General features: G+C 51.2%; 27 protein-coding genes. 10 read left to right on the forward strand and 17 right to left on the reverse strand.

The window, feature by feature from the left end; translation table 11 throughout:
• Window positions 1-168 precede the first annotated feature (168 nt).
• Window positions 169-1,548 (forward strand): cryptochrome/photolyase family protein, encoded by a 1,380-nt coding sequence (locus Q5741_RS15375; RefSeq protein WP_305024993.1) that lies wholly within the window; start codon window positions 169-171, stop codon window positions 1,546-1,548.
• A gap of 49 nt (window positions 1,549-1,597) precedes the next feature.
• Here the strand turns inward: Q5741_RS15375 and Q5741_RS15380 are convergent, their stop codons facing one another.
• From Q5741_RS15380 to Q5741_RS15400, 5 genes are all read right to left on the reverse strand, one after another.
• Window positions 1,598-2,188, reverse strand: a complete 591-nt coding sequence (locus Q5741_RS15380; RefSeq protein WP_305024994.1) for a TVP38/TMEM64 family protein — start codon at window positions 2,186-2,188, stop codon at window positions 1,598-1,600.
• 68 nt (window positions 2,189-2,256) lie between these two features.
• Complete coding sequence (locus Q5741_RS15385; protein WP_305024995.1) at window positions 2,257-2,535, reverse strand: hypothetical protein; 279 nt, start codon at window positions 2,533-2,535, stop codon at window positions 2,257-2,259.
• 332 nt (window positions 2,536-2,867) lie between these two features.
• A complete protein-coding gene (locus Q5741_RS15390; protein WP_305024996.1) occupies window positions 2,868-3,956 on the reverse strand; it encodes an AbrB family transcriptional regulator in 1,089 nt (362 codons plus the stop codon).
• A 222-nt stretch (window positions 3,957-4,178) separates the two neighbouring features.
• Window positions 4,179-4,814 (reverse strand): RNA ligase family protein, encoded by a 636-nt coding sequence (locus Q5741_RS15395; RefSeq protein WP_305024997.1) that lies wholly within the window; start codon window positions 4,812-4,814, stop codon window positions 4,179-4,181.
• A gap of 42 nt (window positions 4,815-4,856) precedes the next feature.
• Window positions 4,857-5,816, reverse strand: coding sequence for an AAA family ATPase (locus Q5741_RS15400; RefSeq protein ID WP_305024998.1), 960 nt, complete (start codon window positions 5,814-5,816; stop codon window positions 4,857-4,859).
• Between the two features lie 292 nt (window positions 5,817-6,108).
• Here Q5741_RS15400 and Q5741_RS15405 point away from each other — a divergent pair, with 292 nt between their 5' ends.
• The 3 genes from Q5741_RS15405 to Q5741_RS15415 all read left to right on the forward strand — a co-directional run bounded on the left by Q5741_RS15405 (window position 6,109) and on the right by Q5741_RS15415 (window position 8,150).
• Window positions 6,109-7,170: a suppressor of fused domain protein gene (locus Q5741_RS15405; RefSeq protein WP_305024999.1), complete on the forward strand. Its 1,062-nt coding sequence runs from the start codon at window positions 6,109-6,111 to the stop codon at window positions 7,168-7,170.
• Between the two features lie 44 nt (window positions 7,171-7,214).
• The gene (locus Q5741_RS15410) at window positions 7,215-7,799 is read left to right on the forward strand and encodes an AAA family ATPase (RefSeq protein ID WP_305025000.1); all 585 of its coding nucleotides are present in this window, start codon (window positions 7,215-7,217) and stop codon (window positions 7,797-7,799) included.
• 171 nt (window positions 7,800-7,970) lie between these two features.
• Window positions 7,971-8,150 carry a hypothetical protein gene (locus Q5741_RS15415; protein WP_305025001.1) on the forward strand — a complete coding sequence of 60 codons (180 nt, stop codon included), beginning with the start codon at window positions 7,971-7,973 and terminating at the stop codon, window positions 8,148-8,150.
• A 133-nt stretch (window positions 8,151-8,283) separates the two neighbouring features.
• Here the strand turns inward: Q5741_RS15415 and Q5741_RS15420 are convergent, their stop codons facing one another.
• The 3 genes from Q5741_RS15420 to Q5741_RS15430 form a co-directional block, all read right to left on the reverse strand.
• Window positions 8,284-9,141, reverse strand: coding sequence for a DNA-binding protein (locus Q5741_RS15420; protein WP_305025002.1), 858 nt, complete (start codon window positions 9,139-9,141; stop codon window positions 8,284-8,286).
• A gap of 139 nt (window positions 9,142-9,280) precedes the next feature.
• Window positions 9,281-9,517: a hypothetical protein gene (locus Q5741_RS15425; RefSeq protein WP_305025003.1), complete on the reverse strand. Its 237-nt coding sequence runs from the start codon at window positions 9,515-9,517 to the stop codon at window positions 9,281-9,283.
• A 67-nt stretch (window positions 9,518-9,584) separates the two neighbouring features.
• Complete coding sequence (locus Q5741_RS15430) at window positions 9,585-10,484, reverse strand: LysR family transcriptional regulator (protein WP_305025004.1); 900 nt, start codon at window positions 10,482-10,484, stop codon at window positions 9,585-9,587.
• 175 nt (window positions 10,485-10,659) lie between these two features.
• Between Q5741_RS15430 and Q5741_RS15435 the strand changes: the two genes are divergently transcribed.
• A complete protein-coding gene (locus tag Q5741_RS15435; protein WP_305025005.1) occupies window positions 10,660-11,352 on the forward strand; it encodes an O-methyltransferase in 693 nt (230 codons plus the stop codon).
• Between the two features lie 161 nt (window positions 11,353-11,513).
• A complete protein-coding gene (locus Q5741_RS15440; protein WP_305025006.1) occupies window positions 11,514-12,773 on the forward strand; it encodes an MFS transporter in 1,260 nt (419 codons plus the stop codon).
• Between the two features lie 100 nt (window positions 12,774-12,873).
• Here Q5741_RS15440 and Q5741_RS15445 read toward each other — a convergent pair whose 3' ends face one another.
• Both Q5741_RS15445 and Q5741_RS15450 read right to left on the reverse strand, forming a co-directional pair.
• Window positions 12,874-13,656 (reverse strand): exodeoxyribonuclease III, encoded by a 783-nt coding sequence (locus tag Q5741_RS15445; protein WP_305025007.1) that lies wholly within the window; start codon window positions 13,654-13,656, stop codon window positions 12,874-12,876.
• A gap of 189 nt (window positions 13,657-13,845) precedes the next feature.
• Complete coding sequence (locus Q5741_RS15450) at window positions 13,846-14,223, reverse strand: hypothetical protein (RefSeq protein WP_305025008.1); 378 nt, start codon at window positions 14,221-14,223, stop codon at window positions 13,846-13,848.
• Between the two features lie 237 nt (window positions 14,224-14,460).
• On the opposite strand from Q5741_RS15450, the gene Q5741_RS15455 reads away from it, so the two are divergent.
• The 3 genes from Q5741_RS15455 to Q5741_RS15465 all read left to right on the forward strand — a co-directional run bounded on the left by Q5741_RS15455 (window position 14,461) and on the right by Q5741_RS15465 (window position 16,640).
• On the forward strand, window positions 14,461-15,618 hold the full coding sequence (locus tag Q5741_RS15455; protein WP_305025009.1) for a VanZ family protein: 1,158 nt from the start codon (window positions 14,461-14,463) through the stop codon (window positions 15,616-15,618).
• 57 nt (window positions 15,619-15,675) lie between these two features.
• The gene (locus tag Q5741_RS15460) at window positions 15,676-16,056 is read left to right on the forward strand and encodes a cytochrome P450 (RefSeq protein ID WP_305025024.1); all 381 of its coding nucleotides are present in this window, start codon (window positions 15,676-15,678) and stop codon (window positions 16,054-16,056) included.
• Window positions 16,057-16,454: 398 nt separating this feature from the next.
• Window positions 16,455-16,640, forward strand: coding sequence for a hypothetical protein (locus Q5741_RS15465; RefSeq protein WP_305025010.1), 186 nt, complete (start codon window positions 16,455-16,457; stop codon window positions 16,638-16,640).
• Window positions 16,641-16,776: 136 nt separating this feature from the next.
• Here the strand turns inward: Q5741_RS15465 and Q5741_RS15470 are convergent, their stop codons facing one another.
• From Q5741_RS15470 to Q5741_RS15500, 7 genes are all read right to left on the reverse strand, one after another.
• Window positions 16,777-17,616, reverse strand: a complete 840-nt coding sequence (locus Q5741_RS15470) for an ABC transporter permease subunit (RefSeq protein WP_305025011.1) — start codon at window positions 17,614-17,616, stop codon at window positions 16,777-16,779.
• Window positions 17,616-18,596 carry an ABC transporter ATP-binding protein gene (locus Q5741_RS15475; RefSeq protein WP_305025013.1) on the reverse strand — a complete coding sequence of 327 codons (981 nt, stop codon included), beginning with the start codon at window positions 18,594-18,596 and terminating at the stop codon, window positions 17,616-17,618. Before Q5741_RS15475 ends, Q5741_RS15470 begins: the two co-directional genes overlap by 1 nt.
• Window positions 18,593-19,657: a hypothetical protein gene (locus Q5741_RS15480; RefSeq protein WP_305025014.1), complete on the reverse strand. Its 1,065-nt coding sequence runs from the start codon at window positions 19,655-19,657 to the stop codon at window positions 18,593-18,595. Before Q5741_RS15480 ends, Q5741_RS15475 begins: the two co-directional genes overlap by 4 nt.
• 36 nt (window positions 19,658-19,693) lie before the next feature.
• Window positions 19,694-20,218: a sigma-70 family RNA polymerase sigma factor gene (locus tag Q5741_RS15485; protein WP_305025015.1), complete on the reverse strand. Its 525-nt coding sequence runs from the start codon at window positions 20,216-20,218 to the stop codon at window positions 19,694-19,696.
• Between the two features lie 189 nt (window positions 20,219-20,407).
• A complete protein-coding gene (locus Q5741_RS15490; RefSeq protein ID WP_305025016.1) occupies window positions 20,408-20,713 on the reverse strand; it encodes a hypothetical protein in 306 nt (101 codons plus the stop codon).
• A gap of 84 nt (window positions 20,714-20,797) precedes the next feature.
• Window positions 20,798-21,127, reverse strand: a complete 330-nt coding sequence (gene csaA / locus Q5741_RS15495) for a chaperone CsaA (protein WP_305025017.1) — start codon at window positions 21,125-21,127, stop codon at window positions 20,798-20,800.
• A 28-nt stretch (window positions 21,128-21,155) separates the two neighbouring features.
• On the reverse strand, window positions 21,156-21,599 hold the full coding sequence (locus Q5741_RS15500) for a hypothetical protein (RefSeq protein WP_305025018.1): 444 nt from the start codon (window positions 21,597-21,599) through the stop codon (window positions 21,156-21,158).
• Window positions 21,600-21,773: 174 nt separating this feature from the next.
• Here Q5741_RS15500 and Q5741_RS15505 point away from each other — a divergent pair, with 174 nt between their 5' ends.
• The gene (locus Q5741_RS15505) at window positions 21,774-22,529 is read left to right on the forward strand and encodes a spermidine synthase (RefSeq protein WP_305025019.1); all 756 of its coding nucleotides are present in this window, start codon (window positions 21,774-21,776) and stop codon (window positions 22,527-22,529) included.
• The last annotated feature ends 307 nt before the right edge of the window (window positions 22,530-22,836 follow it).

The following is a 22,836-nucleotide window of genomic DNA, read 5'->3' on the forward strand; positions in this document are numbered from 1 at the left end:
ACCCCAGTCTGACGAATTGCAAATTCCACTTGAAACAACCTATCATATTATGTGTAATAAACTAGAGTGCAAGATTCGTGCACCTCACTTCATTGTAACTTAGACATCCTGAATATTAAAATGCTCTGAAATGTAATTCATTCTGCCCGGAAAGGAGTCCTGCACCTTATGAAGCTATTTATTCACCGCAAGGATCTGCGTACCCATGACCTTCCTGCCTGGGAAGCCATCCGATACAGTCAGGAGCCCAGTCTCCATATTCTGATCCTGGAGCCGTTCCTGCTGAAGCGTGGCGAGCGGTACCGCGAACACAGCGGAATTAACTTCCTGAATCACGCTGCCAGCCTCAACGAAGTCTACCGCCGGCAGGACCGGCAGCTGAATATACTCTTTGGCGAACCGGCTGAAATTGTTCACCGGCTGCTGGAGACCCATCCCATTAATGAGATATTGGCCCACCGTAATTTCACGCCTTATGGCAGACAGCGGGATAATCAGCTGCAGGAGATTGCTGCTGCAAGAGGAGTCTCTTTCACCGCATATGATGAAGAAACCTTGGCGGATCTGTCCGACTTCAACGAATGGAACGGGCGTTCAGAACCTTATAAAGTTTATACGCCGTTCTATCGCCGCTGGAACACCTTTATGCGTGAGCATGCCCGTCCGCCTTATGGAACGGCCTTGGAACAATTGCAGACCTGCCAAGCAGATCAGACGCTGCTCGACCAGTATGCTGTTCCCAGCGAGATTGTTAAGCAAATGGAAGATGCGCTGCAATCCGGACAGGCAGGTGGACATGCTGAGTACTGGCAGTCTTTCGAGCACTTCTTGACCGAGCGCATCACAGACTATGCCGACGGACGGGACCGTTATGCCTGGGAAGGAACGAGCATGGTCAGCCGTCACTTGAATGTAGGCGCATTATCGGTCCGTGACATCTATCAGCGGATCAGCACCATGGAGGAGACCCCTGAGAGCTGGCTGCGGCAGCTGGCCTGGCGGGACTTTTATCTCTTCCAGGCCCGCCAGAATCCGGACTTTTTCACCTATGAGAAGCGTTTTGATTTCACGGACCTGTCCACAGATCATCTCCAGGCATGGGCGGAGGGACGAACCGGAATTCCGGTCATTGATGCGGCCATGAAGCAGCTGAATGAGACCGGCTGGATGCCGAACCGGCTGCGGATGGTTACCGCAATGTTCCTGACCAAGAATCTCGGCTGTCCGTTCATCTATGGCGAGCGTTATTTCCGCCTGAAGCTGACGGATTATGATAATGTGCTGAACCGGGGCGGCTGGCTGTGGTCCTCTTCATTGGGCTTTGATGCATCCCCTTATTTCCGGGTCATGAATCCGGTGACACAGTCCCAGACCCACGATCCGGATGGTCATTATTTGCGGCGCTGGCTGCCTGAACGCGCTCATCTCGGCAGCAAGGAGATTCATCTTCCGGGCCCGGATGCCATTGTGGATCTGAAACGTTCACGAGCGCTTGCGATCGAGACGTACAAACGGATTCTGCAGACGAGCGAACAGCCGCAGTCCTAAAAATAAACGGAAACGATATATGGAATAACCCGCAGGAACCGTCTCTATGTTAACCAGAGCCGGACTGCGGGTTATTGTTTTGTTTAGGTACTGATCTTTTTCGAAACAGGAGCACAATCATCAGAACAGCGGCCAGGGACAACAGCAGTTTACCCTGCCAGCCCCATTTCAGCATCTGGTAAACAGAATATCCCTCTATCAGAATAGCCGGTATTTTACCCAGACTGCTGGCCGTAACAAAGACTGGCAGCGAGGTCCGTCCAAGCGCAGCGATCAGCGTGATGACGCCTGACGGGACAAAGGGCAGAAAACGAAGCGCCAGAATAAGCATAAACGACTCTTTTCCTTCGGCATCCAGCAGCCGCTGAATCCAGTTCAAGTGCAGGACACGATGATCTGCCGCACGACGAAGACCTTTTCGATACAGAACGAAGGACACCACTGCTCCGATCGCTTCCCCGGCCCAGGATAAGATCATGCCTTCCGCCAATCCGAACACTGCAAGATTCGCCGCTGTAAGGAAGACACTCGGCACAACACCGAGCAGACTGATCACTACATTGATTCCGATGCTTAGCACATAGCCGGCCGGGCCATACAGCTCCAGCCAATAAATAATCCAATCTCTTAACTCTGTCATAGCAACTATAATAGGCAGGCTTGCCGACGGTTGTCAATCTTTTGCCTGGATCATTAGATGCTGTGCTGTCAGTATATCCGTCTTGACTGGACGAAACGTAAAGTATAATCCATGAGCAGTCCAACCAGCAGATAGGAAATGAAGTGAATGATGTATGCAGGATAACGAAGAGAAATAAGCGCGCTGTTCGTCTCCCATGAATGGTTGCCCGAATCCCTTAACCAGGTTCCGAACGGCTCCCGGTTTAGCAGCAATTCCACAACCGGATTACCATGGATCAGCATCATATTTGCCAGACCGCTCCCCATACAGTCACACAAACAGATCAACAAACTGGCTGTGCCCATCCAGAAGAAACCTTTCCTATATATTGGACTCCCCTCCTGTTAAATGCCGTATGATAAAAAGACAGCTCTCCCCTTCGCTTCGGGACAGCTGTCTTATACGATGCCTGGAATAAGCCCGCTTAGCCGCCGAAATCAGACCGCAGGGGACACCGACAGGAACAGCAGTATGGCAGTCAACAAGGCAAGCGAACGCAGCTTCATTCGACAATCTCCTCCTATGTATGCGTTATCAGATATGCAGCAATTATACAGTCCTCGCCGCGATCATACAATAAACCCCAGTAAAATCCATCCAAAAGTAACAGCTTCATCTCAAGCAAGGAGTAAAAGCCCTATTCCGATCCACCAGCTCTACGACGGTCCACCAGGCGGAAAAGCAGCCGAAGCAGCGGAGGTACAGCTAGAAAAATAAAAAACGTGCGAAACACCTGATAGCCCGCAACGATGGACAGGTTAGCACCGATTTCATGAGCAATAATTCCCATCTGATCCATCCCGCCTGGAGCCAGGCTGAGCAGTGCCGTTGCCATTGACACCGGCTGCAGCACGGTCAGCAGCGCGCTGAGTCCAAGTGCACCGGCGATCAGCAGCAGGGCACTCCCTACAGCGACCAGGAAGGACCGGCGATGCTGTATTAGCTGATCCATCTTGAGCATAAGCCCGATATGAATCCCGACCAGCAGCTGCGCTGCATCAATGATCAGCTTGGGCAGCACCGGTCCATGAAGACCACATAGTTGAAGCGCTGCGGTAATCAGTGCCGGGCCCAGGAAAAAGGCAGTCGGAAAATGAATCCGGTTCCCGAGCCATGCAGCAGCCATGCTGGCCGCCGCAAAAAGGATCAGCTCCGGATACAGCCCGCTCCAGCTGACAGCCGCCGACTGTAAAGGGCCTTGGTCCCCGTGCACCGCCCCGAAGAACGGACTGAATACAATCAGAGGTGTCAGGATGACGATCATCATCAGCCTAACGACCTGCGTCAGGGTGACGACCGTCAGATTAATCCCCCTGGTCTCTTCCGCCAGTGCAATGACCTGGGTGAGTCCGCCCGGGATACTGCCAAGCAGCGCGGTACGGTAGTCAATCTTGGAAATTCGTGATACCAGCCACGCGATTCCTGCACAGAACAGCAGCAGCATAGCAGTCAATATCAGCATATAGGGCAGTTCCGTACCCATCCGCCGGAGCGCCTGCACCGTCAGCGACATACCAATCGTGTATCCTACTATCATTAAGCCTGTATTGCGCAGGCCTGCTGGCCACACATACCTATTCTTTATCAGACTTGAACCTATTAATGAACCGATCATCGGGCCGAGCAGCCAGGGAATCGGCAGGTGAATCAGACTGAACAGCAGCCCTCCTGCTGCTCCTGTAATCAAGGTTAATCCGATCTGCAAGCATTTCTCTTTGCTGTACACCTCGTTCTCCTCCGCTCATCAAGAATTCCATCTATCATAACACGGATCTCTCCCCTCAAAATACAAATGACCGTCATTACTGGCTCACTTCCAGACAGCACAAAAAAAGCCAGCCCTTCGGCTGCCCATCCTGTTCTCTGCTATTGAATTGACCGCTGATTATTACATTGGACTCACCCCTTCGTTTATCTATACTTGATCATTTCTGCTTCATCTGCCCGGTTACCTGCTCAATCCATTCGGCTCAATCGGTCTGCTCAGCCAGTGCTCATCCGTCTGTACATGATTCTGGCGTACGAATTTGGCGAGGTTCTGCCGGAACTCCGAATATGGAAACGCTGCTGTATTCCGGACTACATATCCTTCCTGTACTCCGCCGGCTGTTGATTTCTCCGTATAACAGGCTTTCAATGCCTTTTCATCCCATGGCCCGCGGTACAATACCGGTACAGTCACAAGGCCAAGACGCTGTGCCCATTCTTCGGTCTCATCCCAGGACAGGCAGACATTCTGCTCATTCCAGACCGAGAACAGCATGAAGTAACCGGGAAGATCCGAATACTCGATCGAGTGCTTAGCATATACATTCTCCCCGCACAGGCGGTAGCCTTCCGGAATCAGATAACGGATGCTTCCATGAATCGTCTTCACGGGATGGCGTGATGGATGATCTTTGCTGTCAAGGGACCGTGCATGGATAAAGTCACGATACATCGTCGTATTCTCTCCGTCCATTTTTTCCGTCACAACGACATCTTTACCTGTAAAACACCCGGCAGACTGCAAAATTTTATCATCATTCGTATAGCTGCGTGACCAGGGAAGGTGCATCGTTTTGGGATACTTGATTCTGCTCATTGATTTTCACCCCCTTCTATTAAAATGGGATCGGAGTTAATTCTATTTACCGAAGGTGTCTCCTTCCGCGAAGAAGTACAGCTTCGACAGCATGTCGGCGCCTGCCAGATGGTAAATCTTAGATGCTCCGGCATCACCGCCGTGCAGGATCTCCATGTGCAGGCTGACCCGTGCAGCCACATCCAGTACAAATTCATCGTCATAACCCAGCTCCTTCAATGCATGACAAGTCATGCTTGCGGAGATATGCTCATGACCATAGTAAGAGTAATAGCCTCTGGCCGGCTTCCATACCTTGCAGAACGGCTTGCCCGCGTCATGAAACAGGGCTGCCAGCTGCATCGCCAGCAGGTCTTCCCCTTCATAGAATACGTTCATGTATTCCAGAACGGCATACGTGTGCCGGGATAAGGTTCTGGAGTGATACGGATTCTCCTGATCAAAGCCGATCATTTGTGCAAAATAGGCGCACCCCGCCAGATGATGAAACAGCTCATCATGATCCGGCATTTGCTGCAGCAGCCGCTCCAGCTCACTGCGCTCCAGGCCGACAGGCTGCGGTGTATGCACGATATGCAGCTGATCAAACCCTTCGCCCTTCATCGGAAGCTCCATGTTTTTGGCATACTTGGTCAATATTCGATCATCAAGACGGCGCTTGCGCTGTCCGATTCGGTCTCTGGACATGTCATACGGTGTATCAACGATATAACCATCGACCGGAACATTATGAAATCTCTTCAGGAATTGCAGCCGGCGGGAGCGATCCCCGTTGGTCGCATCGAAGATAACCTCCTGTCCTGCGGACAGTGCCTGTTCAATCTGGCGAAACGCCTCGTTAAATACGGCGTAGCTGTTCTTCTGCCTGCTCTCAGCTCCAAAAAGCTGCTGACGGACCGCATCCGTAGAAACGATTTGGGCACGTCTGGATTTAGACAGCGTCTTGGCATAATGTGACTTGCCGCTGCCGGGCATACCGACCAGCATGTGAATTCTGCTCATTATATTCACCTCCTTTCCAGTCCAACATGGTGCTGGAGGTCTGCTGATCTTCTGCTGAACTCACACCGTTCTCACCACCTTCCGTTACTAAAGGATAATCCAGTATTTTACTATATCATGATCTGCTGCAGGAATTCCACAATCTTTCCCAAGGCCCGGCTCTTTCAGGGCAAATGTCGTAAAAAGAAGTCCCTGATTTGAGAGTCTACGGGCGAAATGGTAGAATATGCAGCAAAACGATAGAACACGAAATCGAAAGAATCAGTGACACAAAACTGAGGAGGATTCTTAAATGAGTGAAGAAGCAAGCACAGCCGGCTGGGATGCTATTGACAAGGCGCTGCGGACATTATATCCCGATCAGGAGCCCAAACATTATGGTACTTTGATCTCATATATGCTGGGAGGGCCCGACCCGCTGGATGGCATCAGTGTCTATGATGTACAGGAACCCCGTCCGCATTGGCATTTTGTAACCTATGGATTCTCTGAGCTGTATGACAAGGAGTCTGATAACAAGGACTACAGCGGCTTTGGTTTTGAATTAACCTTCCGGCTTGCCAAGGAAGGCGGTGAGGCGGAGCCGCCTGCCTGGGCGCACAACCTGCTGCAGAATATGGGCAGATATGTGTTTAACAGCGGCAACGTGTTCCGTCCCGGCGATTACCTGGATGCGAATGGCCCGATCTGTCTCGGCTCCGACACCCTTCTGACTGCTTTGGCTTTTACGAATGATCCTGAGCTCGGCCTCCTGAATACTCCGAATGGACAGTTGGAATTCATTCAGATGACGGGTATTACAGGGGATGAGCTGGAAGCGATGCAAATCTGGAACACGAATGGCCTGCTTAAGTCGGGGGCTGACTACCTGCCCTACTTCATCACAGATCTCACCCGTCCATCGGTACTCTCCCGCGAAAAGGTTGCTGCTGCCGTCGAGGAAGGAAGTGAAAAGGAAGGCTCCAGTACAGGCTTCCTCTATAATGACCAGCTCAGCTGGCAGTCCGGCAAGAAGGGGATGTTCCGCAGTGCCGCTCACACGCTTCAGCTGGGTGCCAAGCAGGCAAAGATCATTGGCAAGCTGCTGCGCGGCCGTATCTTGAAAGGCAGGGAGCTTACCTTGGTGGGTCCGGAAATCCGGGTTGTATTTGAACCGGGAATAACGTCAGAGCTGGATATCCAGGAGGAAAAAATCCGTCTGCAGCTGGACGAGGAGACCGTTACCCTGCTGTCTGAGCAGCTGCAGCCCTTGGAGAGCTCTTTCAGCTTACCGGCATTCAAAGGACTGACGATCCAAATTCTCAAAACCCATATTAAAGATACTGAAGGACAAATTGTACACACTATCGGCTGACAATCAGATCCAGTTTACATGCCGCTGTGATGCAGGAGGATAACATGAGTAAACTTGTCTTTTTTGTAGGGCCGGCCGGTGCCGGCAAAACGACACTTGGCCAGGCGATTGCAGCCAGGCACCAGATGACTTTTCTGGATATGGATATTCTGCTGCGGCCAGCATCCCGGTTGATAATGACCATGCAAGGACTGGATCCGGATGACCGGGATTCGCCGGAATACAAGCGGCTGTGCCGGGATCTCGGCTACCAGATCACCATGGAAGCAGCCCTTGACAATGTGCGGCTGGGCATCGATACGGTTGTCGTCGGTCCATTTACCAAGGAGATGCAGGATGCGGAATGGATCAGCCGAGAGCTTGCACGCATCGGCTTTTCCGTGGAAGAAGTGGACGTCAAAGCTGCTGTCGTTTATCTTCCGCATGAATCCCTGTATCAGGAGCGCATTGCCAGACGGGGCCTGAAGCTGGATGCCTGGAAGCTGGAGCGCTGGGAAGAGTTTCGGTCTTCTCTCGCACCGCGTACCCTGGCCTGGCGAATTCCGGAATCATCCATTGCTTATATCAATAACTCGAATCCAGATACGGAGAAGACATTAATGCAGATCGAGAACTGGATCTGGCCGTAACCAGCAGTTCCTAAAGGATGGTATAGGCAAAAGCCGCAGTTACTGCGTAATAGCTGAATGACGATGACAGCTCAAGAAGCCTTCAGATTTGATTTAAGAACGTACGTTCGGTATAATCTATTTAGGTCAATAGGGTAATGGTAGTACGATCCTGAATATGGAGATACGCTGATGGACGACAAATTTATTCAAGAGCTTCGCGATACGCACCCCGAAGATAAACGCAGGCCGGAACTGCTGATTCAGGGGATGAAAGATACACTGCAGGAACGCAAGGAGTTAAACGTATTTAAACGATGGTTGTGGCGTCAGCGCAACAAGCGGAAGTTAACCGACCGTTTCAAGCGCTAGTCCGCTGAACATGAAGAAGACCCTCCGGCAAGATGCCGGAGGGTCTTCGGAGTTCTGTATGATGACTGAAGGTTAGCCGTTCACCCCATGATTAAAAAGCTGAAGAAGAACAGAAGAAGCAGGAAGTACAATGCTAACAAAGACTGCTGCCGTAAACAGTGTCAGGATTTTTTTTCTCAAAAGAATGCACTCCTTCAAAAATGGATTGATACTTCACCTGCTGTTCAACTGAGGCGTAGGGTCTTACCATTTCATACATGGAAATTAGTGTAACAATCTCCTTGTATATGTTCATTGTAACCGCAATCGCAAAATATTCAAGCATATATTTCACTGCATTCTCATATTGCTGCCGTCTCACATAATAGAGTACCAGCTCGTTCAAGAGCTTGACATAGTAGACCCGGTTCCCTGTGTCCTCCAGACCGCCGAATGTCTCCATCTCCTCTTCAAAATCTGCTAGAGCCAGGTCCACATCCCAGTCATTCTGATTGGCCGCCTCCATGATGGTAACCAGCCCAGGCAAAACCTCTTCATCATTCTCCATCAGAAATTGTATATATTCCGGCAGCCGCTCCCTCATCCCTGACAGCAGATCAACAGCATAGGTATTGGCATGAGCAAACTGCCTGAACAGCGCCACTTCCTCCTCTCCTTCATGGTTCAGGTCCTTGAACCACGTAAGATCGGCATATCGGGCTATATAGGATCGGGCTTCATCATAGCGCCTTCTTTTTTGCAAAACGATCGATTTGGCCAAATAGCCATAACCAAAATAGAATACCAGATGACGCTTCGTACATAAATCGACGGTCAGGACATGGCCCCACATCTGCTGGCTCCTGTACAAACTGTCGGCATTCTGAAGAATATAATCTGCAATCCGGTCGGCTTCATCCCAATCATTCTGTTTGTAGCTGATTCGAAACAATTCAAACGCTTTATCTAATGGGTGATTACGTTCCGACAACAGGTAGATTTCATCTTCCATGGCTTACGCCTCCACATTCGAAATTCTCGTTAATCAATGGGAGCCTCTTAGCTGCTAATGTCCGGCAATTTGTACCCACCATAATATTACAAATATATACAATATCTAGCTGGATTGCAAAATAATTTTTACGTCCGCTTCACCCTCCGGTGCTGCCCATACCAGAGCTACCAAAACCACCATAAGTGCTAGATTTACCCGAAGTAGAAAATGAACCAGGTGAGGTGGAAGAAGCTGCAGATCCCGGGGAAGTATTGTCATGACGGGTTATGGTCCCGCCGCCGCGCGGAACGGTCTTTGGTGCCTTGGCCGCCGCCTCGCCGGTCGTCTTGTCCGGCAGTGCACGCTGCCCCGTCGCTGCAGAAGAGCTCGGCATCTTCTTATTCCCCTTCTGCAGAAGTCCCGAAATCGTATCACATCAGAACGCGTCAGGCATCAGGGTATTATTGATGAACATACGGATATTGGCGAATCAGCTCGATAAACCGGCGTGTCGGAGGGGGCAGCGGTTCACCCGTACGGGTACAGACGGCAATTGAGTTAAGCAGTTGAATCCCCTCCACGTTCACCCGGCACAATTCTCCTCGTCTAACCTGCTCACGCACGACCAGTGAAGAGACGAAGTTGGCGCCATAGCCTGCCATAACCGCCTTAATAGCTTCATTTAATCCGTTAAACTGCAGCGAGATTGAGGGGGCGGGGACACTGTAAGTCCGGCAGAGCGATAATAGCCTCTCACGGGTTGAACTTCCTTTTTCCCGCATGACAAAAGGCTCCTTCATCATCTCGGCTAAAGTAACCTGCTGATTCGCAAAACGGTGACCCGGTGCTACCACGAACCACAGCTCGTCCTGAAAAAGCTCCTCAGACTGAACACTGTCCAGGTGACTCTCAGGTACACCGCCGTAGATGGCGGCATCTACTTCCACCTGCAGCAGCTGCACCATCGCTTCGCTGGAATTGGTCGTTGTAATCATCATCTCGACCTGCTCATGTTGCTTCTTAAAGCGGGCGATCCAGCCGGGAAGAAGAAAATGTGCCGGCAGATAGGTCGCTGCAAGCCGGACGCTCCCCCTCCCTCCGTCGTTGTAATCCCGTACGTACTGCTCCATCTGCTGCTCGACCGCAAATAACCGTTCAGCATAGCGGGCGAATTCTTCTCCTTCAGCAGTAAGTGCGATCCCCCTTCCGCGAGAAGTCAGCAGGGTCATTCCCAACTCCTTCTCGAACTTCTTGATCTGGGCGGTGATGGCCGGCTGGCTGATATTAAGCACATGTGAGGCTCGGGTGACACTGCCTGTAACGGCAATGATATGGAATAAGCGCAGGGCATGAAGATTCAAGTGCCGACCTCCTTGTCTGTATATATTTCAGCTACATACAGACATAATTATATTTTTTTCATTTCATATATTTATTATATTAATGATTCATAAAGATATATTATATTTATATTTATTCCCGCGCTACAATGAACCTGTAAGTAACACAATATGCCTTACAGGAGCGTGAGTAATTATGGATAGTCCATCTAGTACAGCACATGAACCTAATGTATGGAGCCGTGTGGATGATTATATTAACGAGCGTCTTATTCCTCAGGACTCTGTACTAAGAGAAATTCTATACAACAACCGCCGCGCAAACCTTCCTGATTATGATGTGACACCTGCACAGGGAAAGCTGCTCAATCTGATGGTCCGCATGCAGGGAGCACGCCGCATTCTGGAGATCGGTACGCTTGGAGCCTACAGCACCGTCTGGATGGCCCGCGCTCTCCCTGAAGAAGGCCGGATCATTACGCTGGAGCTTGACCCCCGTCATGCAGCGGTGGCCAAGGCCAATCTGGCGCTGGCCGGGGTCGATCACAGAGTGGAAGTACGCGAAGGGGATGCTCCGTTGCAGCTGGCAAACATGGTGAACGAAGGGGAAGCTCCATTTGATATGATTTTTATCGATGCCGACAAACCTAACAACCCGGTGTACCTGCAGTATGCCCTGCAGCTCTCACGTCCCGGCACCCTCATTATCGGGGACAACGTCATCCGTGACGGACAAATTATTCATGAGCATCATCCTGACCCGCGCGTTCAGGGAGTACAGCAGTTCTTCGATATGCTGGCACAGAGCAACCGGATCACCGCTACCGCAATTCAGACTGTCGGGAGTAAAGGGTATGACGGGTTTATGATAGGCATTGTAAATTCTTGAACGATGATGATATCAGGTTACACAACCTAAAGCAGTCGCCTAGTCGGGCGGCTGCTTTATTTTATTCAGACCATTGACGAGAATCATTTCTTATACCACAATATAACAGACTGTACATCATAACAAATAATACATTTATGTCATCGGAGGATTCGAAAAACATGGCAAGACCGCTATTTCAACGCCTGCAGGGTAACAGCCGGGGATGTCTGGCCTTTGAGCCGTTTTTTCTCATTCCCTACAGCATGCTCACGACCTATGCCACCCTGTATATGTACCATCTTGGTGTAACAGAAACCGCAATCGGATGGATTACGACGATCAGTCTCATTATGCAGGTTTTTTCGTCCTTTCTCAGCGGATATTTGACCGATCGGATGGGACGCAAGTCGGCAATCCTTTATTTTGACCTGCTCAGCTGGACGGCAGCTACCTTGCTGTGGGCCGTATCGCAGAATGTCTGGTTCTTTTTGTTCGCAGCGATCATCAATGGGTTCCAGCGGATTCCACACGTGGCCTTCTACTGTCTCGTCGTAGAGGACACGAAGCCGGATGACCGCACCTACGTGTTCACCCTGCTGCAGATAATCAGCGTGATTGGCGGCTTGTTCGCACCGCTTGGCGGCCTGCTTGTCGAACAGTATGGACTGGTTAACGGGATGCGGATCATGTACGTGCTGGCCTGCGTCCTGATGACCTTTCAATTTGTTGGAAGACATTGGACCACGAAGGAAACCGAGATCGGCTACCGTAAAATGCGTGAAACCCGTGAGCTCGGCCTGAAGGACAGCCTGATCGATTATGGCGGCGCCATCCGGGAGATCCTGCAGAGCAAAGGGCTGCTGCTGATCTTCAGCGTATATATTTTGTTTAACTTTCAGGCTACGCTCAAAACCACGTATCTGTCGCTCTATATGGCTGATTATCTGCATATGGACAGCGGACTGATTTCACTGTTCCCGGCTGTATCCTCCGTCATCATGCTGCTCACGCTGTGGCTGCTGATGCCGAAAATTTCAGACAACGCCGCCAACAAAGCGATGATGGCAGGCTTCGCCTTGTCCGTTATTTCCAATGTCATGATCGTTGTCGTGCCATCAAGCAATCTGCTCTGGATTGGCATCAGTACGATCCTCTCCGCCGTCGGATTGATGATCAGCTCCCCTTACCTGGAGGCAGCCGTACAGAACGCCATCGATGATGAGAAACGGGCCAAAGTGTTCTCCATGCTCTCCGTGCTGATTTTGCTGCTGACTTCTCCCGCCGGAATTATCGGAGGATGGGCATACAAGCTGGACCCCCGCATTCCCATCTGGCTCGTAGCTGTTGCATTTGCCGGTGCCTATATCCTGACTCTGCTGCACCGCAGACAGGAGAAGAAGCACCAGCATACGGGCAGTTCGCAGGCCAGCTCAATGTAACCGCAGCAGGGAGATCTGTCTTCAATGCAAAAGCGTGCCCATGCTCAGTAAGAGCGGGGCACGCTTTTTCGTTACTATCCTATTAGAATTTACTCTGCAGCTATACCGTCCGTTCCTCAACCGCCGGCACTTCCATCTCCAGCACCACCGGACAGTGGTCACTGCCGAGAATGGCACAGTCGATGCGAGCATCCTGCAAGTACGGCTGAAGACAGGCAGATGCCAGAAAGTAATCGATGCGCCATCCGATATTCCGCTCTCTGACCTTTGGCATGTAAGACCACCAGGAATATACATCGGTCTGTTCGGGATGGAAATAACGGAATGTATCAATAAATCCGGCATCCAGCAGATTGTCCATTTTCCCTCTTTCTTCAAACGTAAACCCGGCATTCCCGATATTGGACCTTGCGTTCTTCAGATCGATCTCCTGATGCGCCACATTAAGATCTCCGCACACAATGACCGGCTTGATCCGGTCCAGGCCGGACAGATAGATGCGAAACCGGTCCTCCCACTCCATCCGGTAATCCAGCCGGGTCAGATCCCGTTTGGCATTCGGGGTATAGACATTGACCAGATAAAAGGTGTCGAACTCGAGCGTCAGCACCCGGCCTTCCGGCTCCTCGTCCTCTTCCAGGCCATAACGAACCGACAGCGGCTCCACTTTCGTAAATACGGCCGTACCGGAGTAGCCCTTCTTCACCGCATAGTTCCAATACTGCTTATATTCCTTCCCGCCAAAATCCATCTCAATCTGCCCTGCCTGCAGCTTTGTCTCCTGCACACAGAATATATCGGCGTCCATCTCTGCAAAATATTCGTTAAAGCCCTTGGTTACACAGGCTCTTAATCCATTCACGTTCCACGATACCAGCTTCATCTCTATTAATCTCCTTGCTGTCATTGTCATGCTATCTATTGATTTTAACATAAACAGCCGGTGAATAAGGTGCACAGGTTTGATGAAGCTGCGGCTCCGGACAACACAAAAAAGACCGCACCTGTACAGTGCAGTCCTATCATTCATTCGCATGTTATTAATCTTTCGGGTAACACCCTCCTCCTGCTGTCAAATGGTACGGAATCCTGGAGGCAGAGCACACGTGGTCCGGATCAAGCGAATTTGCTGAGGGGACAGGAAAAAGTTGGCACTGACGAGTGACTTGACCTCGCCCTGTGCGAACACCCGCTCCAGATCTGCAATATTCGTGATGCCGCGGTAAATTTTGAACTTGCCCTGGAAGTTGGGTCTGCTGAACAGAACAAGCGTCGCGTTGGGGTTAGGCGAGAAGAAGCGAAGGCTCTCGATTCCCCTAGGATACAGGTTATCCAAATTGCGCAGCCCTACATTCCCGCGCCATACGAATCGCCGCCCTCTATAATTTTTGTCACTAAATAGGAAGAGGCGCGGAAAACGACGATGCACGTGATGCTTAATGATTGGCATTGGCTACTCATCTCCTTTCCCTATCAATATATGAAAGAGAATGAGAGAGGTTCGGGTGAGCGGCTCAGCTCTGGAGCCTGTTTTGACGCCGTCTTTTCGGACACCGATAATTTAAATAAAACTTAAACCGGACTCTGCGCAAAATATGCTAGCATGAAAGTAACCATCACCTGGGGGAGTACTGGCATTTTTCCTGCTGCCTCTTCCTGAATAACAACTTATTGAAAGGTGTTTTGTATGTTTCAATCTTATCTGTTTCCGATCTCTTATGCTTTTCTACTATTTCCATTGGCCGCGCTGCTGTTCACGATGCCCTTTCTGATCGTACAGTACCGGCGCTACGGCTACGTGAACAAAATCAGGGCCATCATGCTGTATCTGATGCTGCTGTACTTAATGAACGCTTATTTCCTGGTGCTGCTGCCCCTGCCGGCATCCAGACATAATGCGGCGATGCACGGCGGAACCGTCCAGCTGATCCCGCTGCATTTTATTCAAGACATCATCAAGGAAACAACCGCTGTTCGCGGCGATTATGGCACCTATTGGAGAATGCTCCAAGAGCGGGCTTTTCTCCAGGTGCTGTTCAATATCTTCCTGACCGTTCCGTTCGGCATGTTCCTGCGCTATTACTTCCGAACAGGCTGGATTCGCTGCCTGCTGCTCAGCTTTGCCTTGTCGCTATCATTTGAGGTGACACAGCTCACCGGGATCTACGGCATCTATGATCACGCCTATCGCGTCTTCGATGTCGATGATCTGCTGGCCAATACCCTCGGCGGTATGACTGGCCTGGTGCTCGCCGCCTGGTTAAGCGGTCTGCTGCCGCGGATCGACAAGCTCGACGAGGCTGTCGACGTAGCCGCCAAACGAGTTTCCTACACCCGAAGGGGCGTCGCCTGGATCGTGGATACCCTGCTCTGGATGACGGCTCTTAATATTCTGCTGGTGATGGATATTCCCGCCGCCTTTTGGTTGACCACAGGGCTGTATTTCATACTGATCCCGGCTCTAACTCGGGGCCGCACCTTCGGTAAATGGCTGGTCCGTATTCATCTTGTCGGCCTGGAGCGGCCACTCTGGCTTGGATTGATCATTCGCTGCGGGCTGCTCTACTGGGGAATGCTTGGTCTTAACCTGCTGCCGGGGCTGCTGGACCTCCCTCCCATTCCGAACGCACTGATCATGATGCTTCTTCTGGTCATGGACCTGTGTTTCTTCATTCACCTTGTACGCTGCTTCCTGAACCGGGAACGGAGAATCTTCTACGAAGCTTGGAGCGGAACAGACCAGCGTATTACCTGGCAGCCGGTGCTGGCAGAGCAGCACCCGGAGGAAGCCGTTAGCGGAGCTGCCCATACCTATCATTTGACGCATACAGAAAAGAAGCAGTAACTCCTGGAGAATTTTGCGGCTCTAACGGGTAATAGTAAAGAAATACATAGTGACAGGCTGCTTGGCGCAGAGACGAGCTGTGATTTTACCTGGAACGGTTTTTCTTTTGAAGAAGGGACCATGGTACTGCTGGATGTGTATGGAACGACGCACGATCCTGCACTGTGGGAAGATCCCGATCAGTTTCGCCCGCAGCGCTTCAAAGGCTGGGACGGCAGTCCGTTCGACCTGATTCCCCAAGGGGGAGGCGATCCTTATACGAACCACCGCTGTGCCGGAGAGTGGCTGACGATTGATATGATGACAATCAGTTTCCGTTACCTGAATGGCAGACTGGACTATACCGTTCCTGAACAGGACCTGACCATTGATCTGTCCCGGATGCCGGCTATTCCTGCGAGCCGGTTTCTCATGAAGCATATACAGCGCCGGATGTGATCTGCCGGAGAAAAGCGAAAGACCGCCGTGTGGCGGTCTTTCGCTTTGTCTATACTAAGAAGCATATCCTTTTTTATTTACAGAATGTAAGGTTCAAACCGCTCTTATGTGGGTCATAAAGCTTTAGCCGCAATGATTTTATAGGATGTAGCGCTAAATATCGGTCGGTTTTTGACGAAATAAAAAGAGAAAGCAATTCTATTTCCCGCCATTAACTGCTTGCTAAATGACTTGAAATCCCTTATCATCCTGAATGTTATGTTCATTATATTCATAATCTTCATAACATGAGCTTTCTTCAACCATTCTTCATATTTCTTTAACATTTTAATATTATATTTACACTAGTAAGAGAAGATTTCGTTTTGTGTATAAATCGTTTGAAGGAGCAGTACGAAATGAGAGATAAAATCCTGGAAGCCATCACATCCGGCAGCATCATCGGCATTCATCTGATCAGCGGCGAGACTTATTATGGCATATGTTCACCCGACAGCAGCGACGCCAACCACTTTATAATCACGACAGCGGAAGGGCCGCAGCGGATCTCCTACTGGACTATTAAGCGGATATTGAAGCGCTGATGTCCTATGACGATCTGCTCCTGTTTCCTGCTGCAGCCGTGACCGCCACCTTGCAACTGCCCTAACCTTCGATCCTGCTCGAAGTCTGTTAGAGGCAGTTGTTTGCTTATTGGAGAACAATTACTGCTCCTTCAGCTTACATGTCCTTGCGCCGGAATAACTGGAGCCCGATGATGATGGCCAAAATTCCGTAGATAGCACCGTAGATCAGAAAAGAATCCGAAGGAACACTGCCGCCGCTGAGAAAAGGGATGTCCCTGCCTTGACCCTGACTAAGAATATACTGCATTCTGCGCTGTATCCCGTCTGCCGGCATGATTAAGGAGAGCAGCGAAGCGATGTTAGCAAGCGTAGATGCCATTGGCTCCTTCAGATCCAGGAACCCGCGCATCTTCTCGATCATTCCGCCCAGCCAGCCTGCACCGTACAGCATCGTCATAAATACACCGTTGCCGATACCGGAGAACAGGCTGGAACCAAGCATCGACATACTGACCAATAGCGGTACAACCGAGAGAAACAGGAACAGCGAGTAAACAATATCCTGCCAGATTCGGGTCATGCCTGCCTGCACCGCGGTTATCGTAACGATAGCCGTAAACAGCAGCAGCGCGTACAGCGCAATGAACACGACGTAGCCGATCCACCGCCCCAAATACCATTTCCAGCGCAGTAACGGGCGGGCCAGTACGGCCTGAAGTGTAGACTGCTCGGCCTCCCCGGATATGACACTGAACGAGCTGAAAATGGACAGAAAAGCGACGATAAAGGATCCAAAAAAGAATCCAAGCGACAGGACCGCACCGCGGCGCGAGAACTGCTCAAACAGCTGTTCCGGATTCGCAGGATGCCTCATACCGATCGATCCGGCGATAAACCAGAAGGCCAGCAGGAACAGCACGGTCAGAAGCAGGGTAAGCACAAGAACCTTTTTCCGTACGAGCTCTTTCCAGGTTGTATACATCATGACAGTCATTAACGTTCCCCCCTGTGATTCCTGCCGGAGACGGCTTCCATAAACCAGTCTTCCAGCTTGTCGCTCAAGCGGTTCACTTCGTATAACGTCATCCCCTGCCCGACCATCAGTGCATTCAGCCATCCCGCTTCATGCTCGCTGTCGAGCTCCGCTTCCAGCCATACCGTGTCTTCCATACCTTCGGTATCTGGCCCGCTGCCTGAGCTGCCTGCTCCCGCCGGAGCCAAATAAATATTCAGTCCGCTCCGTTCGCGAAGCCAATCCAGCAGAACAGGCGAAAATCCGCCGACGCGAAAACGCCAACGGATCGTACGCTGCAAAATATCAGTGAGAGGGCCTTGGTACAGCATGCTCCCGTTCATCATGAGAGCCAGACGGTCACAGACCGATTCCACGTCCTCCAGCAGATGGGAGTTCAGAAAAATCGTCTTCCCCTGCTGCTTCAGCTTGTGCAGCAGCTCCCTGACCTCACTGCGCCCCACAGGATCCATGGCGGATGAAGGCTCGTCAAGGAACAGAATCTGCGGATCTCCAAGCAGGGCACAGGCCAGTCCCAGGCGCTGCTGCATACCTTTGGAGTAATGCTTGACCCGGTCACGTCCCCGCTTCCCGATTCCGACTTCGTCGAGCAGCATGTTAATCCGGGAGCTGGCCTCTGACCTGCTCATGCCAAGAAGGCCGGCATGCAGCCGCAGCACTTCCTCACCGGACAGCCATTCCTGATAACGGTACAGCTCAGGCAGGTAGCCGATCTGCCTTCTGGATTCTACAGAACCGAGCGGGTGCCCCATCACTTCGCCGCTGCCTTCCGTCGGCGCAGTCAGACCAACCAGCATCTTGACGAAGGTACTTTTCCCCGCACCATTAGGGCCGAGGAAGCCAAAGGCTTCCCCCTGCCCCACGGTTAGGGTAATATCCCGGCAGCCGCGTCCATTCGCATAGATTTTGCCGAGTCCTGCCGTCTGAATCACAGTCTTCACGGCTTAATCAGCTCCTTAATGCGGTCCAGCAGCTGCTCTTTTTTCATGTCAATTACCGTCGATAAGGTGTACAGCTGGGCATTACGAATCCAGTAAGCTTCATAGTAGTTGCCCTCTTGAAGATGATGCTGTTCAAGAATGACCTGGGTACCATTCAGTTCCACCTGTTCAACGGCACCGTCCGTTACGATCGGGAGCGGCAGCCTGCCATTCAGTACGTCTGCCTTCACAAGTTCCTTGCGCAGCTGTTCCGGCATAATCGGCGAGGACGACAGCCCCTGAATCACCTCCTGCAAGGGGATATCCTTATCTGCCGAAACTTCAGGAAGCCCGGACTGTGACAGATCACCCAAGTATTGATCTCCTTCCTGAAGCACGTAGTACACCTTTGCCGGAACGGTCAAGGTCACCGTTCTGCCATCCGCTTCCTCCGGCAGCAGCGTTTGTACCCCCAGTCTCCGCGAAAGGTCATTGACCTTCTTCACATCCAGTTGTAGTGAAAAGATATGGGTCGGGTTAACGTAGTAATTTGGGGCTTGGTTTAACCCTTTGATCTCGTCATAACCGAGCTTATGATGAATCTGGGTCATGCTCAGTTGATCACCGTCATCCAGAGCTTTGGTGCTATATTTGCCATATTGGCTGATCCCGCCAATCTCCCCCGGCTGGTCCAGCATCTGGAACAATTGTTCCATCCCTGCACTGTCGACCACGATCGGATTCTGCATACGAAATTGGTTCAGTACATCAGCCATCACCTGATTCCCCATCGGTGTAGCTGCAAAACCAATGACAACGGCACATGCCGCAGCGGCAGCAGTCCATCTCATCCGCTTCTTGCGGAGCGGGCTGGGCAGCACAGGATCAGCCAGCTGACCCGCTGTGAATACGGGAGCTGTCTTGCCTGGCGGCAGCGCCTCCACCGGTTGCCCCGGCTTCTCATCCGCCGGAAGAACTGCCGACTCCCAGAACGGATTGACGGTCTCTTTCTCCAGACTGAGCGATAATCGGTTCCAGGCTTCTTCCGTACGGAATCGTTTTGCTTGAGATTCATTTGTCATCCTGTTTTCCTCCTGTCATAGGTAGAATCGATTTTTCTATAGCGTAGGTCTGGAAGATACCGCTTTGGATGCGGATTTACGCAGCTTTTGCGCGGCCCGGCTCAATAGACTGCCGACTAAGGGCGGATTCACCTTGATTTCCTCAGCAATCTCGGCATAACTATAACCCGAATACTTTAGCATCAAGGCCTTGCGGTCCCGTTCGGGGAGCTCCTTTAGCCAGGCCTGAACCTCTTCCTGCTCTGCCTTGCGCATCAGCAGCTCCTCACTGCTGTCGGTTGACCTTGCCGGATCGAACATGCCTTCCTGCTTCTCCTGCAGCCTCCGCTGCCTGCCGAGCCGATCCATATGATCATAGGCAATACGGGTCAGCACCCGGTGCAGCCATGCACCCAGCAGGGACAGATCATCCGGCGGATTGCGGTAGAGCCGCAGAAACACCTCCTGGGCGAGATCCTCCGCTGCCGCTTCGTCCCTGACCATAGCGACCAGTTTCCGGCGCACACTGGGATAATGCTGGTGAAACAGAGCCTTGAACGTCTCATTCTCTGACGCTGTCACAATGGTCCCTCCTTGATTTAGCTGGTATATAAGTAAGACGAACCCTTTAGCTTTTTTATAGCATCCCTGTCAAAATAAATCATGTGGATATAAAAAAGACCGCCTTCGCACAGGCAGCCTTCCTCCTCATCCTTACAGTTTTTATTAAATTTCCGGGCCTGACGCCTAGAGTCATCTTCTTCATGCCGATTACTGCCTCTTCACCCGCACCGACCGGTTAACAACAACGATATGAACGATGCTGAGCACCACAAAGCTGATAAACACGGCATAGACGTTGATAAAATCCAGGGTAAACACCAACGCCAGCAGCAGCACACCGTACATCATAAACATCATCCCGTTCGCCCGCGCAAAACGCTTATAGATTTCGGACTTCCCGCCGCCTCCGGTATAACCGGTCAGCAGCCTCAGACCAAGCCTGCTCCGCAGCAGATAAGCCGCGCCAAAACAGATCAGGCTGACCACAATAATGATTAATCTTGCAACCCACATTCCGTATAATCTTCCTTTCCATATATGCCGACTACGTACTGAAACCGGAAATCGGCGGTAATACCATCAGATCTAGCAGTCCGGTCAGGCGATCGGGGTACCATTCGCGACAGTCGTATCCGGCTGTAGGAGAACGACATCTCCCTCACCGGGAACCCCGCCCAGCACCAGAACCTCGGACTTGAAGCCAGCGATCCGGCGCTCCGGAAAATTCACGACCGCCACGACCTGTCTGCCGATCAGTTCTTCCGGCTGATACCGCTTGGTGATCTGTGCTGAAGACTTTTTGATTCCCAGCTCCCCAAAGTCAATATCCAGTTTGATCGCCGGTTTACGTGCCTCCGGAAAAGGCTCGGCCCCCACAATGGTGCCAATCCGCATATCCAGCTTCATGAAATCTTCTATAGTAGCCATACTGATCCCTCCGCAATAGTCATTCATGTTATGTATGCGACTCTGCCGCTATGGAACGTCCCAATACAGCTATCCCGTTCACAAACAGCAAATACACAGGATAGAGCACGGTCATGCCCAGCATGATGATGCCTGCACCCGGCCCTGGTTTATCACCCGGATCTGTAATCGGCCAGAATGAGGCCACCCCATAGATAAACAGAGCTGCATAAGGAAACCACAACAACGTCGACCACAGGAGCGACTTCCTGCCCTGCATCCAGTAACGTGCCGTCGCATAAGCGATGCCGGTCACCAGAAAAAATCCGCCGAAATGAACCCAGGTCATGACCTGGTTATAACGGTCAGTATCCAAGCCCAGCAAGCGCTGCAGCCGATAAGTATTAACCAGAAGCTCAACAACAGCAAAAAAGGCAAACCCGTAAAAGGCACTCAGTATATTCAGCTTCATCGCATATTTAACCCAGGACATGATGGCTCCTCCTTGAACTCCAATCATTCATCATTAGGGGCCTGCAGCCTGTCCGGTTGTACACGAACATTCATCATGCGATAATCATTTGGATAGATACAAGGCCTGAATGGCGTTATGCCACATTATATCATATTGCTTCTCTAAATTGTTTTTCTAAAGGAGCCTCTCACATTGAAGCTGATTCACCAAGAACAGACAGAGCACCATGACATCTCCGTATGGGATACGGCAGAGCTGTACGGCGAACGCGGGCGTTTCCGTATACTGCAATTTTCCGAGGATGCCGTTCAGGGAGCCGTTGATCTGGATCGTCCCGAGCGTATTTTGTTTGAATATCCCCGTGCCATGATTCATTTGATGGAATATAACCAGCCTGAGTTCGAGAAGATTTTCATGATTGGACACGGCATTGGTACCATTGCGAATTACCTGCCGGACCGGTCTGTCGTGACTGCCGAGCTGGATGCCGGCGTCGTAGAGATCAGCCGTCAATGGTTCGGCAGCCGGACGGATCACGTTATCATCGGTGATGGACGGCTCATACTGGAACAGGAGGAAGACGAGAGCCTGGATTATCTGCTGCTGGATGCGTTCTCTGCCGATGGGACACCGGGACATCTCGTATCCGATGCTTTCTTCACAATGGTGTACAGCAAGCTGGTGCCGGGCGGTGCGGTGCTGATGAACCTGGCCGGACGGACCCGTTACGATCACACAATCAGTTCAGTCTATACGACACTGCAATCCGTTTTTCCGTATACCACCGCCTTCCTGCTGCCTTCCTCCACAGGTATGGACATCCGCAACTATCTCCTTGCCGGCAGCATGAGCCCGCTTCGCTATCAGTCCCGGCATTTGGCCGGATTTGAAGAGATCCACCTCCAGCCTGGCTTGATCCTTACGGATGAAGCTCCTCCGCATGCCTGATTCGTTATCTTGCCTGTTCCTGATTAGGCACTGAGTTAATAGTATTAGATTATTCCAAGTCCGAAAAAGAAGCAGCTTGTCCGCCTGATGATCCCCATCGGAGATCGTCGGGCAGAACCAGGAGTGAAAGCGACGGAGCTAGAAAAGCATGTTATACGCTGGTTCGTTCTCCTTCGAACTCACTATCGTTGAATGTTTCAAGCTGGGGTGAACAATAAAATATAAAGTTTTGGAGTGCTACGATAAAAATGCAGTCGATAAACACCCTCGTATGAAATAAAATGAAAACAAACGAGGGGACGAGTGA

The sequence above is a fragment of the Paenibacillus lacisoli genome, from assembly GCF_030580655.1.
GTDB classification, from domain to species: Bacteria; Bacillota; Bacilli; order Paenibacillales; family Paenibacillaceae; genus Paenibacillus; species Paenibacillus lacisoli.

Bases quoted from the DNA above. Each gene is read 5' to 3' on its own strand.
- Q5741_RS15420 (WP_305025002.1), bottom strand. From the start codon at position 9,141: ATGGAAGATGAAATCTACCTGTTGTCGGAACGTAATCACCCATTAGAT.
- csaA (WP_305025017.1), bottom strand. From the start codon at position 21,127: ATGGCTACTATAGAAGATTTCATGAAGCTGGATATGCGGATTGGCACC.
- Q5741_RS15450 (WP_305025008.1), bottom strand. From the start codon at position 14,223: ATGCCAATCATTAAGCATCACGTGCATCGTCGTTTTCCGCGCCTCTTC.
- Q5741_RS15395 (WP_305024997.1), bottom strand. From the start codon at position 4,814: ATGAGCAGAATCAAGTATCCCAAAACGATGCACCTTCCCTGGTCACGC.
- Q5741_RS15385 (WP_305024995.1), bottom strand. From the start codon at position 2,535: ATGGGCACAGCCAGTTTGTTGATCTGTTTGTGTGACTGTATGGGGAGC.
- Q5741_RS15400 (WP_305024998.1), bottom strand. From the start codon at position 5,816: ATGAGCAGAATTCACATGCTGGTCGGTATGCCCGGCAGCGGCAAGTCA.
- Q5741_RS15440 (WP_305025006.1), top strand. From the start codon at position 11,514: ATGGCAAGACCGCTATTTCAACGCCTGCAGGGTAACAGCCGGGGATGT.
- Q5741_RS15425 (WP_305025003.1), bottom strand. From the start codon at position 9,517: ATGCCGAGCTCTTCTGCAGCGACGGGGCAGCGTGCACTGCCGGACAAG.
- Q5741_RS15410 (WP_305025000.1), top strand. From the start codon at position 7,215: ATGAGTAAACTTGTCTTTTTTGTAGGGCCGGCCGGTGCCGGCAAAACG.
- Q5741_RS15500 (WP_305025018.1), bottom strand. From the start codon at position 21,599: ATGTCCTGGGTTAAATATGCGATGAAGCTGAATATACTGAGTGCCTTT.
- Q5741_RS15375 (WP_305024993.1), top strand. From the start codon at position 169: ATGAAGCTATTTATTCACCGCAAGGATCTGCGTACCCATGACCTTCCT.
- Q5741_RS15415 (WP_305025001.1), top strand. From the start codon at position 7,971: ATGGACGACAAATTTATTCAAGAGCTTCGCGATACGCACCCCGAAGAT.
- Q5741_RS15455 (WP_305025009.1), top strand. From the start codon at position 14,461: ATGTTTCAATCTTATCTGTTTCCGATCTCTTATGCTTTTCTACTATTT.
- Q5741_RS15405 (WP_305024999.1), top strand. From the start codon at position 6,109: ATGAGTGAAGAAGCAAGCACAGCCGGCTGGGATGCTATTGACAAGGCG.
- Q5741_RS15435 (WP_305025005.1), top strand. From the start codon at position 10,660: ATGGATAGTCCATCTAGTACAGCACATGAACCTAATGTATGGAGCCGT.
- Q5741_RS15465 (WP_305025010.1), top strand. From the start codon at position 16,455: ATGAGAGATAAAATCCTGGAAGCCATCACATCCGGCAGCATCATCGGC.
- Q5741_RS15490 (WP_305025016.1), bottom strand. From the start codon at position 20,713: ATGTGGGTTGCAAGATTAATCATTATTGTGGTCAGCCTGATCTGTTTT.
- Q5741_RS15470 (WP_305025011.1), bottom strand. From the start codon at position 17,616: ATGACTGTCATGATGTATACAACCTGGAAAGAGCTCGTACGGAAAAAG.
- Q5741_RS15480 (WP_305025014.1), bottom strand. From the start codon at position 19,657: ATGACAAATGAATCTCAAGCAAAACGATTCCGTACGGAAGAAGCCTGG.
- Q5741_RS15445 (WP_305025007.1), bottom strand. From the start codon at position 13,656: ATGAAGCTGGTATCGTGGAACGTGAATGGATTAAGAGCCTGTGTAACC.
- Q5741_RS15380 (WP_305024994.1), bottom strand. From the start codon at position 2,188: ATGACAGAGTTAAGAGATTGGATTATTTATTGGCTGGAGCTGTATGGC.